Raw genomic sequence first — 16166 nt, forward strand, 5'->3', positions numbered from 1 at the left:
GGAGCCCCCGGCAGGCCGCGGATTGGATATAAACAGGAATGAAAATGAAGAGCAGGAAGTCTTTAAAGCTTATAAACAGATACCTTAAATATTTCAGGCCGTATATTTTTGATATTTTCTTATTGATAGTGTTGATGATTATTTCAAGCGCGGGTTCACTGGCTACACCGTACGTCCTGAAAAGCATCATTGACCAAATCTTCCCCCAAGGCGATTTTACCCAGCTAATTACGATACTCCTGGTACTGGTACTGGTTTACATATTAAGGATCGTATGCAATCTATGGACTGATATCCTGGATAACAAGATCAGTCAGAATGTAGTAGGCAAGATCAGGATCGATATGTTAAATTCCTTGTTTTTAAAGGATATTGGTTTCTTTAAAAATGTCAATACGGGTGACGTGCTTTTTACCATAATTGACGATGTAAGAAATATACAAACAACATTATCTTCTTTAATATTGAGTTTGTTGAACGATGTGTTCGTAGTTATCGGTATCATCGTCATGCTTTCGGTTCTGAACTTCAAACTCACGCTGATCAGTTTGGTCATCATCCCGATGATCCTGTATAGCATCAGGAGATTTGCACCTTTGATCCAAAAACATTTTAAGGAGGTTCAGGAATCGGAAGGTTTATTGAATAATTTTTTTCTGCAATGCTTTAGAAACATAAGGGTCATAAAGAGCTATGAAGCTTTCAGTTTCGAAAACAAGAAGCTGTTCAATATTAATTCGCAGATATACAGCAGTAATAAAAGCAGCACTTTTTTCAGTTCAATAAATGGTAGTATAGTCACTTTTTTTATCGCCATAGGACCTATCCTGGTTTTGATAATTGGCGGGAAAAGTGTTTTTGCCGGAGCATTGACACTGGGCGCATTAATTGCTTTTATCCAGTATATCAACAGGCTTTATTCGCCGGCAATAAATATCATGAGAACCTATAACCAAATCAATAAGGCAATTATTTCAATGGAAAGGGTGTTGCCTTATCTTCCGATTGATCAAACAAAAGCTGCGGTTCTCCATAAAGCAGTTCTTGCTGAAGACAGAATAGCTTTTGATAAATTGATTTTCGAGAACGTATCCTACCGCATTGATGAAGAAGAAATCGTGTCAGGCCTAAATGCCGAATTCAAAAAGGGGCATATCTACGGGATAATTGGCCCAAGCGGTTCAGGGAAAAGTACAATAATTAATTTGATCTGTGGTTTCCTGTCCCCCTCTGAGGGAATGATAAAAGTCGATGATTCTGTATGTATCAGCCAGATAAAGAATTGGACATCCAATCTCGGATTAATCGAAAAGGAAAACCAGTTGTTTAGCGATACTATTATTTCCAATCTGAAATACGGCAGTGATGATGCCAGTGAAGCGGATGTGGTCAAGGCGGTTGAGCATGCCATGTTTAAAGAGGTTCTTGATCACCGCATCGTTAATTATGATTCTGTGATCACCGACACCGGCTCAACATTATCAGACGGTCAAAAACAGCGTATTTCTATCGCCAGAGCTTTAGTCAAGGCTCCACAGATCATTATTTTCGATGAAGCCACCGCTTCGCTTGACCCAAGCCTCGAGCGTTCGATCATTAACAATTTAAAAAAGCATTACACGGATTCGATCGTCATCATCATCACGCACCGGGTTTCGTCCCTCCAGTCCTTTGACTTCGTTTATGCCATCGAAAAAGGAACGTTTGCTAAGGAAGGTTTACCGGTTTTATTTACCAATAATTAACACTTTATGGAGAATTTACACGATAAGCGGGACATGGATATGCTCAAGCAGCTGGCAAGCCGCAAGAGCGCGCTTGGTACCCATGATCAGATAAAAAAAGTTTTAGTTGTTTGCGGCCTTTGTGATCTGATCACACAATGTAATGTGGATATCCAGATGATCACACAGTTGTACATCCCTATCTATATATTCTCCCAGGTTAAAACAAATGGCACTAAGGTAACCGTATTGGATGAAATAATGACTAATTATGATACCTTATGGAAAAGCAATAGTGAACCTATCAGTTTTATTAATCCGTACCTCTCTAAAAATACTTTAGAAAATATTGATCTTCTGAGTTATGATCTGATCATTTTTTACCATAAATACGAGCATCAGCTACTATTGAAACTGGCTGCCGAGCTTGACGTAAAGAGCCGGCTCAGAGATGATGAGCTCCCGGTATTTGCATCTATGAAAGATACAAACGAAAAGAACCGGCAAAGCGTATTTACAGACCTGAACACTTTTATAAACACCATAGGGTTTGACGCGGCGGAAAAAGAGAGAATAAAGAAATTTAAAGAAACTCTTTTTTCAAACTATTTAGGGTTTAACACTTTACAACAGGAAGCGCTGTACCAGAACTTAATTCAAACGATCGTTGATTTAAATACGGCGCGCTCCGGCGGAAATTTTAAACGTATCCTCCTGATCGACGATCAAAAGCGCAAGTTTTACATTGGTGATACCTACTTCTGGCTTCAAAATATCAGAAAAAATATACTCAGCGCTTATCCGGATGCCACGATAACCGTGAACTGCCGCAGTCAGGAAAAAATAGAAAAGATCACGAATATTTTCAGCGATGATTTCGATGCAAGGATAAATATAATCAACAGTTCATTCGAGGAATTACCTTTTCATGATTTTGACCTGGTGTTGTGTGAAAACGATTCAGTCATCTATTTATTATTCTATATCGTTTCCCATAAGAACCATTTTTTCAATCAGGTAAGTTTATACAGTTACGTTAACACGTTTATCAAACAAGTTAGCGAGTTTTCTGCGCTGAACTATAAATATTTATACGATAAACGTATTGCCGGAGTGGACCCTATTGCCCTGATGCTTCAAAATAAGCGAGATGCTGAAATAATGCTCAGGGAGGTTGAAAAAAATTGGGCGGCCGCCTGGCTTGCTGAAAAAGGCCTGAGAACCGGCGAATGCCTGAATGTACTGGTTTTCAATTCCTCGGCCGGGACAAAGATGCTCACAGAAGCCATGGCAACCGAACTGATCCGCATCGTTGCTTCCCAGGAAAATAATAAAGTATTGTTATTTGATGAGGATAAACAAAACCTGTCACAAAAATTAAGGTCAGAACTTCAGGAAAATATTTGGAAAAAAGTTATTGTTTTCGAAGGCCGTGGCTTAAGACAGGCCATGAGTATGATCGCACATCCCCAGGTGAAATTGGTCATAGGCCCCTGCACAGGCGTTATGCACCTTGCCAATGGTGTTTATCAACATAAGCTTAATCAAAAGGAGATCAAAAAGTCTCTATTACCAGACCTGATCGTTTATACAGGAAACTGGAAAGAGTTGCAGCGGTACTACCATCCCAAGCATTGGTGGACCGGGACATTGATCAGGTGCATTGTTTACTCAAAATCAAAGGATGTAGCGGAGGGTGAGTTCAGGGACTTGGCATTGTTTGATGACGGGATCGAATCTTACTGTGAACAGAGCCTGCCGCTTCAACAAATAACGCCGGGCGTTTTTACAGCATATTTTAAAAAGAAAGTATCCCGCCAGCCACTAACCCCGGCCGGATCCGGCAGCCAGGGTATTTGATCTTATTGCGCAAATAATATTAAACTAATCAAGTAATACTATGAATCCTAATTTTGCATCATCGGCAATCCGTATTTTTTCTGCTGCGATAAACGATTATCATAGCGAAACAAACCCTCAAAAAATAAACCTGAGTGACCGGTACAGGCACACAAACCTGGAACAATTACTTTACGATAAATGTTGGACAGATTTGGTGCAATGGCATAAGGAAGACGATATCAGGCTCCCTGAAATAGAGCCCCAACATGCATTGGAATTAAAAAGGCAGATAGATCAGCTCAATCAAGTCAGAAATGACATAGTTGAGTGTATTGACGAGACCTTCGGAAAGCAATTTGACGGCATTGTGCCTGTAAATTTTGCTGAAATGAATACCGAAAGCCCTGCCTGGGCTGTTGACAGGCTTTGCATTCTTTGTATTAAAGCTTTTCATATGAACGAGCAATTGTTCAGAGAGGACGTTGATACTTTACATATTAACACCTGTAAGAATAAGCTGATCATTTTAAATGAACAAATTGCAGATTTGTCCAAAAGCGTGGATAAACTACTGGCCGATATACAAAAAGGGCTCAAGGTTATGAAGATCTACCGGCAAATGAAAATGTACAACAATCCGGATTTAAACCCTGTGCTATATGGGGCGCAAAAGCCCGCATAAAATACTATTTAAAGTGCTATCGTAAATATTATTTGATATTTATTCAGACTCTGGTTATTTTGAGTGATATATAACCAAGAATAGATCTGATCTTATGTTTACGTTTCACCCGAAAGTTTTTTTACGTGCCCCTCTTTTAAGTTCCGAAAATTATAATGAAACGCGTTTAGTGGAATTACTGAAAATAAGTTTTTTTCAAAGCAGTATTTTTTTAGCGAATTATGAATTCTATGAACACCTGAAAAAAAAGGATTTTTCTTACGCCTTGCTTTCAGATAAGGAAAAAAAAACGATTTGGAGTTACTATAACAGGATGAGTTTTCGTTCAACACCCTTTGGCGCATTTGCTTCGTTCAGTATACTTAACTGGCAGGACCATGCTGATCAAATTACGCTCCAGGATAAAACGACTTCGAAATTACATCTTTTCGTCGATCACGAGCTAACGTTGAAACTAACGGAAAAACTGCGGCAGGGAACCGGTTATTTCGGAGCCTGGGCGGTTAACCCAACCGTTTACCGCCTCAATAAGGAATTAAGATATATCAGGACAATGCCTGCCGACGGCAATAGCAGGACCTCGTCTCATTTAAGTGCTGTTGAAAATAACAGGGTGATCAGCGCAATCATCAAATTGCTAAGATCAAAACGGCAATCATTCGATGAGTTGATCCTTTATTTGATAGATGAATTTAGTTTTAGCCGTCTGGACGCGGCGGCCTACATTCATATGCTCAGTGAATCTAAGCTAATTCTTTCAGCAATGGAAGGTAGCGTATTAGGGAAAGATTATTTTTTGCAGTTATTGGATTGTGTAAATGAGGGGAACCCCTCAACTATAAAGCAAAGCCGGGAAATACTGGCAGAAATGAGTAGTGTTTCATTCCCTGATCCCCTTACTTTACAAAGTCTCACAGATGGTATTGAAAAAATATTTCCGGGCAAAGAAATGAAGATAGGAAAACGGTTCTTTTATTCGGTGCTGGAACGGACCGCAAGCGGAGGCCTGGACGTCCGCTATCAGCAACAGATCATGGATGTCCTTCCTCTGCTCCAGCGTTTGACTACCGGCAGCAAGCCACCTGCATTGAATACTTTTATCGGGAAATTCAAAACCAAATTTGAAGGCCGGAAAATTCCGTTGCTCCAGGCTTTGGATCCGGACATTGGTATTGACTACGATGGACGGGCATTTTCCTTGAATGAAGATAGCCTTACGGAAAACATTTTTTTTAAACGTAAGGCAGTCGAAGAAGCTTTGATCAATTGGACACCTGTCCACAAGCTTTTGTCGGGCAAATGTCTGAACCTTTATCCCGGCCAGGAGATTTTAATTGCCGACGAAGACCTGAGTATTGATGATCAGGGAAATAACCTGCCCTTGCCACCGTCAATCTCAGTAATGTTTTCGTTAACACCCTGCAATTTGATCCTTGAAGCGATAGGGGGAGTTTCAGCTACCGCTATTACCGGGCGGTTCACTATTTGCAATGCCGATCTGCTCGAAGTTAATAAACAAATAGCCCGGGCCGAACAGGATAACAACCCGGAAGTTGTTTTTGCCGAAGTCAATTGCATTGTTAACTCGCATATTGACAATATAAACAGGCGGGAGCCTGTATACATTTATGAAATACCCGTCAACACCGTTTCTAACCTTGAAACAGCAAATCAGCTGTTATTGTCGGATATGTATTTATCCGTTATCAATGATGAGTTGATCCTGGAATCAAAAAAACTGAAAAAAAGGATCATTCCGAGGATAAGTTCGGCTTATAATTATCAAAGCAACCAGTTGGGGATCTGCCGGCTTTTGGGAGATCTGCAGTATCAAGGTTTACAAACTTCGCTCAAACTGGACTTTGAAAGGGTTTTACCGGATTTGAGTTATTATCCGAGGATACGTTACAAGGATGTTATTATTAGTCTGGCCATGTGGAAGTTATCTGTAGAAGAAATTGTAAGCCTTACAGATAAAAATGATGATGATAATCTTGATGAACTTGCGCGGTTTCTGAAAACCAAGAAAATTCCGGAGACGCTATCCATCAAACGTTCGGACCAGTTGTTGACATTTGATTTAGGCCACAGGGATGAATCTTTATTTTTTTTAAGATCCATAAAGGGAAACTTTCCGGTGATCATCCAGGAGTATTTGTCTGCGATGCCAGTTGTGATAAACCCAGATAAAAAGACCCTTGCCCATCAGTTTGTAGCAGCTTTGATCAATAGTAATTCCGTTTACAAGAAGCAGGATCTGACACCGTTCCCCAAAAGCATCCCTGAAAGAGATTTTGTACTGGGTAGTCAGTGGCTTTTTTTAAAAATATACTGCCAGCCCTCTACAAGTAACCTCTTGCTTACTAAATATCTGTTGCCATTTTTAAAAGATATAATAAATAAAGAAGCAGAAACCTGGTTCTTCATCCGCTATACTGATCCTGATTTTCATATTCGCCTGCGTTTATTGGTAAAAGACAAAAAATTTATTTCCGATCTGCTGGTCAGGCTCAGGTCCCGGCTATCGGAGAGTTTAAATTTTAATGTAGTAAGGGATTACAAGGCCGATATGTACAAAAGGGAAATAGAACGATATGGTGCAGATACTATACAGGTGGCCGAGCGTATTTTTCACGCAAGCTCATTATTTATATTGCACTATATCAGGAAGACCCAATTGCCTGGTTTCAGGTACCCATATTATAATTTAGGGCTGATTTCCACACTGCAGATCATCCGGCAGTTTTTCCCTGACATTCAAACGCAGTATGTTTTCGCATGCACTGTTATCAATAATTTTTACACGGAATATGATGATCCTAAGCTATTGAAATATGAAATGGATTTGAAGTTCAGGGAAATCAAAGGGGAAGTATATGATTTATTACGAAAAGAAACTTTTTTGGGGGAGCTAAAGCTTATCAGGTTTAAAAATCTGATGGACAGTGAGATCAATGAATATTTGTCTTCAGGCGAAAAAACAGAAGCAAGAAAGAGCAAGTTTGCTGCCGATATTATCCATATGCACCTCAACCGGCTCTTTGTTTCCAGTCAGCGTGAACAGGAATTCATGGTTTATTTCGTGATCATGAAATACCTGGTCACAGAAATTAATATCCGGAAAGCACCTCTTGATAATTGATTCAGGCGCAAACTTGAATTTACAGTAAAATACAAACGTGTTTTATTTCGATCAAAAAATGAAAACCAAGATCCTTTTGTACAACAACTTTTGGGAAATGGAATGGAACCTTCCTTCCATTTTAGTTCGTGATGGATTCGAGTTAATTAATCAAAGAGCTCATTTTAATGAGGCCGATGTAGTTGTTTTTCATATGCCCAATATGGATAAAGCTGAACTGGAGGCGCTAAAATCCCAAAAAAGAGAAACCCAATTATGGGTGTTCTTTTCTATGGAATGCAACTTACACTATGAATGGCACTCGGAGAAAGCAATAAGGGATCTTTTCGAGATCACAATGACATATAGTAATAAATCAGACATCCCTGTACCTTATTTGTACCCGGGATATGCGAAGCAGGTTTTGAACGCACCTGTTTCAAAACATCATAATGTTAACGCATTTATATCAAGTGGATTTGATAAAAGCGATAGGTTGAGGATACTCAGCGAGCTGATGGGTTTCATCGAAATCGATTCATATGGCAAGCAGTTAAATAATAAGTCCCTTGAGGGAGACCAGGGCCCGTCAACGAAAGCGCAAATAATATCCCAATATAAGTTTACGATCGCATTTGAAAATGCAATTGCCGAAGACTATGTTACCGAAAAATTTTTTGAACCACTAATTGCCGGGTCTGTCCCGGTATATCTCGGGGCGCCCAATATCGATGATTTCGCTCCTGGCGATCATTGTTATGTAAATGTCAGTTCCTTTTCATCTGTAAAGGAACTCGCGCTGCATATTGTAAACTGCTGTAATGATGATACCCAGTATCAGCAATATTTAAACTGGAAGAATAAGCCACTGAAACAAAGTTTTATGCAGCGCCTCGAACTTGTAAAAAACAGGTTGTTCTTACGTCTCTGTGATTATCTGAATGAACGGTTAAAAGAATAACGTCCCCTGATCATATTACCGCATATATTTTGTCCTTTTTTCGGTAATGCCAAAGAAATGTTGAAGATCTGCCTTATCGTTTTTCCTGCATGCCCCATCCTGTTGTTGGTAACGCCAGAAACGCTGTTGGTGTAAAGTCTTTTATAACCAATATACTAATTATTAATCTTGGAAATAAACGATGACTTGCGCAGCGGGCGTGTTTTTACTGCATGAGCAAAAGTCCTGATGTAATGTGGCGCACCCCATTGCCGAATCGCACTGAAGCGGTTGTAGACAAGCTCCTCATCGCATTTGTGATAATCGAACAAACCGCACATATGGCCTATATAAAAGCAATCACTGACGAAGATCTGATCACTCTCCTTAAAAAGGACAGTAAAGAGGCATTTACAGAAATTTACAGGCGCTATGGTGATAGTTTAACCGGTTTTGCGATGTCGAAACTCCATGATATGGATGAAGCCAGGGATCTTTTACACGATTTTTTTATCAAGTTTTGGGAAAATCGGCGATCGCTTGATGTACACGATAATTTAAAGTCTTATTTATTTCGCGCTGTACGTTACAAAATAGTAGATATTATCAGGCGGAATATTTCAAAAAGGTCCTATGAATCATTGTTGCAGTCATTGGCGGATATGTATGAACCCTCTGTTGAATCGCAGATAGAGGCCGAAGAATTGTCGCTGGCGCTCGTTAAGCTGGTCGACAATTTATCCCCCAGAGTTGGCTTGATTTATAAGCTGAGCAGACACCAGAACCATACGATCAGCGAAATTGCGACGATGTTGAATTTAAGCCAGCAAACTGTGAAAAATCAATTAGGCAGCGCACTAAAATACCTCCGTCAATCAATCAAATATATCAGCCTGATATTGTTGTTACCCTATTTTCTCCTCTAGCTAGAATAATTCTGCAAAAAAAACAAAAATTGTTATAGTACTATCACACGTTTCATCCGACTACTGTGAAAATGCATCAGTATGAGCCGGAACGATATCGCCGAATTATTAACACGCTACCTAGAAGGGCAAACTACGCCGACTGAAAACGAAATGTTGGAGTATTGGCTGGAGCATTATAACCTCAATAATTATTGGAAGCGTCTGGATGAAGCTTCCCGGAAAGAATGGTTGAACTCTTTATTCAGGGATGTTGAAAGCCATATTTTAGCCCCCGAAAGAAACATTAAAAGACCGGGCGCCAGCCCTGTTGTAAGATGGGCGGCTATTGCAGCCGTGTTTCTTGCTTTTCTCGTTTTAACCGCTAAAATGGTTTCGATAAAAAACGGACCGGTAGAACAAACATCAGAAGGGCTTAAAATCCCCCTGACAGGAAATCACAAAGTCGTTCTCCATGACGGAAGCAAAGTTTGGGCTAATTCAGGTGCAACTTTGCGGTACCTCGAAAACTTCAACGTGAAAACCCGGGAGGTTTTTTTAACAGGAGAAGCATACTTTGATGTTCAGCATCAACCATCAAAACCATTTTTGGTACACACCGGTAAGGTTGACGTTACTGTTTTGGGAACTGCATTCAATATAAAATCAGGCGGTGGTTCAAATAAAGTAATAGTAACAGTTGCCAGGGGAAGGGTCAAGGTGAGCGAAGGGAACAAACTCATCGGTTTTCTGAACACTAACGAGCAAGTCATTTTTAACACGGCCAATCATCAATACAGCCAATCCGCTATTAATGCTGCGGAAGTCATAAAGTGGCTGGAAAACGATCTGAATTTTAACGATGTAACATTTGGCCAGGCGGCAATAAAGCTACAGGAAAGGTTCAGGGTCATCATTCGCTTTCAAAATGACAAAATAAAAAGTTCCGTTTTTTCGGGTACTGCCCTACGGGGAAATGATTTAGAAGATATCCTTAAAGTTTTGTGTGCTTTCAACCATGCTTGTTACAAAAAAGAAGCAGATGGAAGCATTCTGATCTTTGAAAACAATATTAAAAATATTAAATAAGTGCAGGGGTAATAATATTTATTACTCAATTTAGAAACAGATTTTTGATCAATCCTCCAAACGTTATGCTATCTATCCTATATAAAAAACAATTAATGCGAAAACAACAACAAAATAGTGTGGCACCCGGAAGTGAATCTTCAGGAGATTTCGCGAAGTGGCTATTGATGGCCTTTACTGTTATTGTAATGCTGGTTTTTGCAGATGTACAGCCCCTCCACGCGATGTCTGCAAGGGAAGATAATATTTCTGATACGAAGGTTACCATAGCGCTCAATCACGAGAGTATGGAAGGTGCTTTCAAGAAAATTGAAAGTCAGACCCCGTTTAGATTTTTTTACAGGAAGTCGTACGTTGATCAATTTACCAACCTTAATATGGTCCAAGTTACAACGACTGTAGAGAAACTATTAAATGTGTTGCTTGAAAATACCGCATTGTCTTTCCGTTTGATGGATAAGAATATTTTATTGGAGCCAAAGGATATGCAGGCTTCATATGAAATTTCCGGGCGCCTGGTGGATGTCAAGAATAATCCGGTTGAGTTCGCGACCATCAGTATAAGAAAACGCGACGACACCAAAATAATTCAATCAGCGGTTTCGGCGGCTGACGGAAGCTTCAGGCTTTCGGTTGAAAATAAGGGCGAGTATATTGCCGATATTAAATCACTGGGACTTGACAGTGTATCGATAGCTGTCATTGTCGGTGATAAAACGGCTATCCAGCTCCCGGAAATAATGCTTACTGCCGCTACCAAGGTTTTACAGGAAGTTAGCGTTGTAGCTAAAAAACCAATTATTGAATTGAGAAGCGACCGTTTGGTCTTCAATGTAGGTAATAGTATCAATGGGGTCGGAGAAGATGCGCTGCAAGTCCTCAAGCGGGCTCCGGGCGTTGCAGTATCTAACAACGATATCGTATCCTTAAAAGGAAATTCAGGTGTGCAGATCATGATCAACGGCCGGCCGACGTACCTGGGAGGAGGGGACCTGGCCAGTGTCTTGAAAAATATCCCCGCAGCTAATATCGATCAAATTGAAATCATAAGTAATCCTTCCGCTAAGTTTGACGCCGCCGGAACTGCCGGGATCATTAATATCAAATTGAAAAAGAACAAGAACTTTGGCTTTAATGGCTCTTTAAACCTGAACGGGACCCAAGGCTACACCTCTAAATTTAATGGAGGGATAGACGGGAATTACCGATCTGAGAAGTTTAATGTTTATGGAAGTTATGGCTATGACGACGGCGTATATAAAACCAAGACCTCTATCCTTAGAAGCCAGGAAGTAAACGGCACCCAGGCAACATTTAATCAGCGCTCTGATGAATTCGACGGAAACAAAAACCATTCTTATAAAGCAGGAGTGGATTATTTTATCGATAACAAAAATACGTTAGGTTTCCTTTTTAATGGTTCCAATGGCCGTAATAATGATAATATTTTTGGCAACACGATTATTTCTGACGGTCCGGGAAACATTGATTCCATATTAACCGCTAAAAACAACAGGCTGATCAAAAGGAATAACTACAACTATAACCTCAATTATCAATACACCGATACAAGCGGTAGAACCTTGACCAGCAACTTTAACTATATTTTGCTTGATAGAAAAGAACTCAGTTCCCAGCCTAACCAATACACGGATGCTGCCGGTAATCCCCTGTCCGACCCTTTGATATATTTCATCAACGCGCCAACTAAAATCAATGTCTATGCCGCCAATATAGATTATGAGCAAAAACTGTTTAAAGGGACATTCGGAACAGGCGCAAAGTTTAGCGCCGTTGACTCTAAAAATGATTTCAACAGCTATAACGTAATTAACGGGGAAAATGTGATCAATCCGGAACTCACCAACTTCTTCGATTATAATGAAAAGGTTAGTGCCGCTTATCTCAATTACAATATAACTTTAAAGAAATGGACCTATCAGGCAGGGCTGAGAGGGGAGCAGACATCGTCAGACGGAAGGCTTACTACATTGACCAGCAATGGTAATGAGGTGGTCAAGCGCAGCTATTTTAACCTGTTTCCGACGGCATCCATTGCTTTCAAACAAAATGATCATCATAGCTTTAGTCTGAGCTACAGCAGGAGGATCCAGCGTCCCAATTACCAAAACCTCAACCCTTTTCAAATCCGTATGGATGAGTTGACTTTTTTTCAGGGAAACCCCTTCCTGAAACCTGAGTATTCAAACAGCTTTCAATTGGCTTACGCCTGGCAACAGTATCTGATTGCTTCGGTTGGCTATATGAAAACGACAAACGTAGTTTCTCCGCTGACAGATAGTACGAGCAATAACAGAATCATTTCCAGCTATCAGAACATCGGGGACAACCAAAGTGTGACGTTCAGCCTATCTTCTTCTCTTGATATTAACAGGTGGTGGAGCTTATTTGTCAACACCAATCTATATTATCAGAATTATAAAGGAAGTTTGCCAAACGGAACGGTGAACAACAGTGTAACCACGTTTAGCGCAAACGGTTCATCTACTTTTAAAATCACACCTTCGTTTTCTACAGAGCTGTCATTTTTCTACCGTACCCCGGAGGTTTATGGCGTACTCAAAAACTCCAGCGTTGGGGAAATAGATCTCGGCGCGAAGAAATCCCTGTTCAATGACAGGGCAAGTCTCCGGCTTTCATTCAGCGATCTGTTTCATATGCTCAAATTAACGAGCCGGAGTTATTATTCGGGCTTAAGTCTGGTATCCACACAACAGCCCGAATCCCAGGTATTTAAGATCGGGTTCTCCTATAAATTCGGCCGGTCGCAGATAAAAGGCGCAAGGAACAGGTCGAAAGGTGCAGAAGATGAAAGCGGCAGGTTACACTAACCAGGTATTCCCACAAGTTTGATCAGGTATTTTCGCTATTATTTGATCAAACTATTTTAAATATCGATATAGAATCGGGATTTTAAAACACGTGTTCTATTACGAGCTTGTCAAATTAAAATTAACAACTTGCCCAAAAGCATGATTTTGATAAATTTTTTGATTAAGTGAGATTGAATATCTAATTCGATTATTCGATACGCATCATTTTCATATAGTTTGCCTTAAAACGATGCTTTTAGCATCATCGGAATTTCAATAATAAAAAGTTGCCAATAAAATCGACAACTTGCCTAAAAGTGCCCCCGGAGAAATTCGAACTCTCGACCCAACAATCTTGAAGTAGAAAACTTTCACTAAGTGATTTGGTCGTTGAAGCACATCTGGGCTCTCATTGCATAAAATAAACTATGAATCAAGCTTTGATTCTAACGCTTGGTGCCACGGCGAGATTCATTATTGTCTTCTCGTTTCGGTGAACTACGACTGAATCGCTTTACAATTGATGAGATAGCTGGGTTAGCCCACTCAGGCAAATCTTTACTCACAAAAACACCTTCGCGGTTCTGTATTCTTAGCAATGATTTTAGTTCGTATAAATTCCCACTGGCATCGATGAATTCAAGGTTGTCGAAACGGTTTGCGAGGTGTTAAAAGTTTTTTAACCCTTCGATATAATTATAATAGATGCTACCTGTGTCGACAAAATGACAGCCTCTTTTTACTCGCGCAGTCACACGGTCCATGGATTGTTTAACGTCAGCCAGGCCAATATAAATTACGCTGGCAACATAGTCGTTTTCCTTAAACCGGGTTACAATATTCATTAGTCCAGGATCTCTTAAATTTGTTTCTACCGTAAAGTCCGTTTTATTTTTCAGTGCTTGTGTTACGCAATCCTGGAAATATTGCTCAACTGCGTAAGAAACGCTTTCGCCTGGGAGGCCGGGGTAAAGTGCTTCAATCTTTACAGCTTCTTTATCCGGGTCAAAGATAGATGCACCGGCAGCGGATAAATCTTTTGAAAAAGCAGATTTACCTGCACCGTTCGGCCCCGCTACGATCAGTAGTTGCGGGTTATTCAAGGTCATAACTAAAGGATTTTAATCAGGTGTGCTGTGCCTTTGTCATCTATTTGTACCTGCTCTTTTCTATCGCGGTACTCATGTATCATGTAACCGGTATCGGGACAAACGGCTTTATCGAAGTAGGTTAGATAACTGTTCCTGTTGAATGTTTCGCGCATAACGGCATCAGCGGTAGGACGAAGACGCTAAGGTATGCGGAGAATTAAAAAGGAGATTGCTGGCCAACAAATATAAGATAAGCTTGAACGACAACGTTGCCTTGGCCAGCGGTCAAAATGCGCTATGCTTGCGTAAACGTACAGCCCAATCGCTAAAGCTACCCTTGCGCTGATTTGACCTTTGCTCGCAACTACCTGCGCTGCTCTTTGGTGGTTTTGAAAGTTCGTATAAGGAGTCGGTGGTAGACATGCCTAAAAACGGTTGGATCATACAACAACTAACACCTTTTAATCAGTGCTGCTGCTAAACAAAACTGAATTTACGGGGCGTGATATTCACTTGCCGACGTAGGTAACAAATGTTACCGTTTAGCTTTTTAGCCGAACCTACTTTTGTTAAAAAAATAAATTAATGAAAACGATAAGGCGTTTAATCAAAGCGGGCTTGTTCCTCTTTATAGGTTTCTCCGGCTTCCTCTCAGTAGCGCAAGCCCAGGACCTTCACGAAAAGTTGAGCCTGAATGAGGCCATTTCAGCAGCTTTAGCCAACAACAAAACTATCCGCCTGGCCGGTTTAGACGAGCGTATTGCGGAGTCGGATTACAACCAGACCCAGGCGGTCTACCTGCCACAGGCTGATGTCACCTATGCGGCCATGAGCACCAACAATCCTCTTAATGCTTTTGGTTTTAAACTACAGCAACGCAGTATTACCCAAAATGATTTTAATCCTGCCCTTTTAAACCATCCTTCTGCAACGCCGGATTATATGGCACAGCTGGAGGTTAAGCAGCCATTGCTTAATATCGATATGCTGTACATGCGGAAGGGGGCCGAAAAGCAAACCCAAGTTTACCAATATAAAACCCAGCGCATTAAGGAATATATTACTTTCGAAACCACTAAAGCATTTTTGCAACTGCAGCTGGCTTACCAGGCAGAGAAAGTTTTGACGGAAGCAAGCCAGACTGCAAAGTCGGTATATACTTTCACCGACAATCACTTCAAGCAGGGATTGATCCAAAAGTCAGACTTATTGAATGCCCAGGTTCATGTAACGGCAGTTGAAAGTAGCTTGGCAAAAGCCAAAAGCAGCATCCTTAACGCGTCTGATTACCTCAGCTTGTTAATGGGGCAGCCTACCGGAAAAGCTTATAGCCTTGTTGATCAACCGGAAACAAACTTGCCGGCTATAGATAGTACGCAAAAGGTTTTTGCTACCCGTTCTGATTTTATGGCCATGCAAAGAGCCATTGAAGCATCCGGACTGATGATCAAATCCAGCCAGATGAATTACCTGCCTAAACTGAATGCGTTTGGTAGTTTTCAATATAGCGACAGTCGCTTAGCCGGTTTCGGCGCAAATGCGTATTTGGTTGGAATTCAGTTATCGTGGAATATTTTTAACGGGAATAAAACCAAACATGTCATCGCTGCCCAAAAACTAAAACGAGATAAGCTTTCGGTGCAGTTAGCCCAGCAAAAAGACCAGAGCCGAACGGAGCTGGATAAAGCTTACCGCGACCTTTCTGATGCCAGCTTTGAAGCGGATCAGGATAAGGCTGCCATAGAACAAGCTACCGAGGCCCTGCGAATATTGCAGAACCGTTACCAGCAAGGACTGGTCAACACCACCGATGTGCTGATTGCCGACACCCAGTTATCCCAATTAAAGTTTTCATTAGCTCAAGCGCAGTTTACTGTCGACGTTACCCGCGCTTACATACAATTATTAACAACTACCACCACCAAATAGCCATCAGAT

At 40.8% G+C, this 16166-nt stretch carries 12 protein-coding genes; 9 read left to right on the plus strand and 3 right to left on the minus strand.

Annotation, left to right across the window (positions count from 1 at the left end; genetic code table 11):
- Positions 1–44: 44 nt before the first annotated feature.
- The 8 genes from ABID99_RS05270 to ABID99_RS05305 all read left to right on the plus strand — a co-directional run bounded on the left by ABID99_RS05270 (position 45) and on the right by ABID99_RS05305 (position 13155).
- Positions 45–1745, plus strand: a complete 1701-nt coding sequence (locus ABID99_RS05270; RefSeq protein ID WP_373613091.1) for an ABC transporter ATP-binding protein — start codon at positions 45–47, stop codon at positions 1743–1745.
- Between the two features lie 6 nt (positions 1746–1751).
- Positions 1752–3584: a glycosyltransferase family 9 protein gene (locus tag ABID99_RS05275; RefSeq protein ID WP_373613092.1), complete on the plus strand. Its 1833-nt coding sequence runs from the start codon at positions 1752–1754 to the stop codon at positions 3582–3584.
- Between the two features lie 40 nt (positions 3585–3624).
- Complete coding sequence (locus ABID99_RS05280) at positions 3625–4248, plus strand: DUF4254 domain-containing protein (RefSeq protein ID WP_188834725.1); 624 nt, start codon at positions 3625–3627, stop codon at positions 4246–4248.
- 94 nt (positions 4249–4342) lie between these two features.
- Entirely contained in the window at positions 4343–7390 is a 3048-nt protein-coding gene (locus ABID99_RS05285; RefSeq protein ID WP_373613093.1) for a thiopeptide-type bacteriocin biosynthesis protein, read from the plus strand.
- Positions 7391–7448: 58 nt separating this feature from the next.
- Complete coding sequence (locus tag ABID99_RS05290) at positions 7449–8330, plus strand: glycosyltransferase family 10 domain-containing protein (RefSeq protein WP_373613095.1); 882 nt, start codon at positions 7449–7451, stop codon at positions 8328–8330.
- A 212-nt stretch (positions 8331–8542) separates the two neighbouring features.
- A complete protein-coding gene (locus tag ABID99_RS05295) occupies positions 8543–9235 on the plus strand; it encodes an RNA polymerase sigma factor (protein ID WP_188834728.1) in 693 nt (230 codons plus the stop codon).
- 81 nt (positions 9236–9316) lie between these two features.
- Positions 9317–10303, plus strand: a complete 987-nt coding sequence (locus tag ABID99_RS05300) for a FecR domain-containing protein (protein WP_354484318.1) — start codon at positions 9317–9319, stop codon at positions 10301–10303.
- 95 nt (positions 10304–10398) lie between these two features.
- Positions 10399–13155 (plus strand): TonB-dependent receptor domain-containing protein, encoded by a 2757-nt coding sequence (locus ABID99_RS05305; protein WP_373613096.1) that lies wholly within the window; start codon positions 10399–10401, stop codon positions 13153–13155.
- 650 nt (positions 13156–13805) lie between these two features.
- Here ABID99_RS05305 and ABID99_RS05310 read toward each other — a convergent pair.
- From ABID99_RS05310 to ABID99_RS05320, 3 genes are all read right to left on the minus strand, one after another.
- On the minus strand, positions 13806–14246 hold the full coding sequence (locus ABID99_RS05310) for a zeta toxin family protein (protein ID WP_373613097.1): 441 nt from the start codon (positions 14244–14246) through the stop codon (positions 13806–13808).
- Between the two features lie 2 nt (positions 14247–14248).
- Positions 14249–14401 carry a hypothetical protein gene (locus ABID99_RS05315; RefSeq protein WP_188834732.1) on the minus strand — a complete coding sequence of 51 codons (153 nt, stop codon included), beginning with the start codon at positions 14399–14401 and terminating at the stop codon, positions 14249–14251.
- A gap of 112 nt (positions 14402–14513) precedes the next feature.
- Positions 14514–14672, minus strand: coding sequence for a hypothetical protein (locus ABID99_RS05320; protein WP_175490083.1), 159 nt, complete (start codon positions 14670–14672; stop codon positions 14514–14516).
- A gap of 141 nt (positions 14673–14813) precedes the next feature.
- Between ABID99_RS05320 and ABID99_RS05325 the strand changes: the two genes are divergently transcribed.
- Positions 14814–16157, plus strand: coding sequence for a TolC family protein (locus ABID99_RS05325; RefSeq protein ID WP_373613098.1), 1344 nt, complete (start codon positions 14814–14816; stop codon positions 16155–16157).
- Positions 16158–16166: the final 9 nt, after the last annotated feature.

Source organism: Mucilaginibacter sp. OAE612 (assembly GCF_041806395.1).
Classification (GTDB): domain Bacteria; phylum Bacteroidota; class Bacteroidia; order Sphingobacteriales; family Sphingobacteriaceae; genus Mucilaginibacter; species Mucilaginibacter rubeus.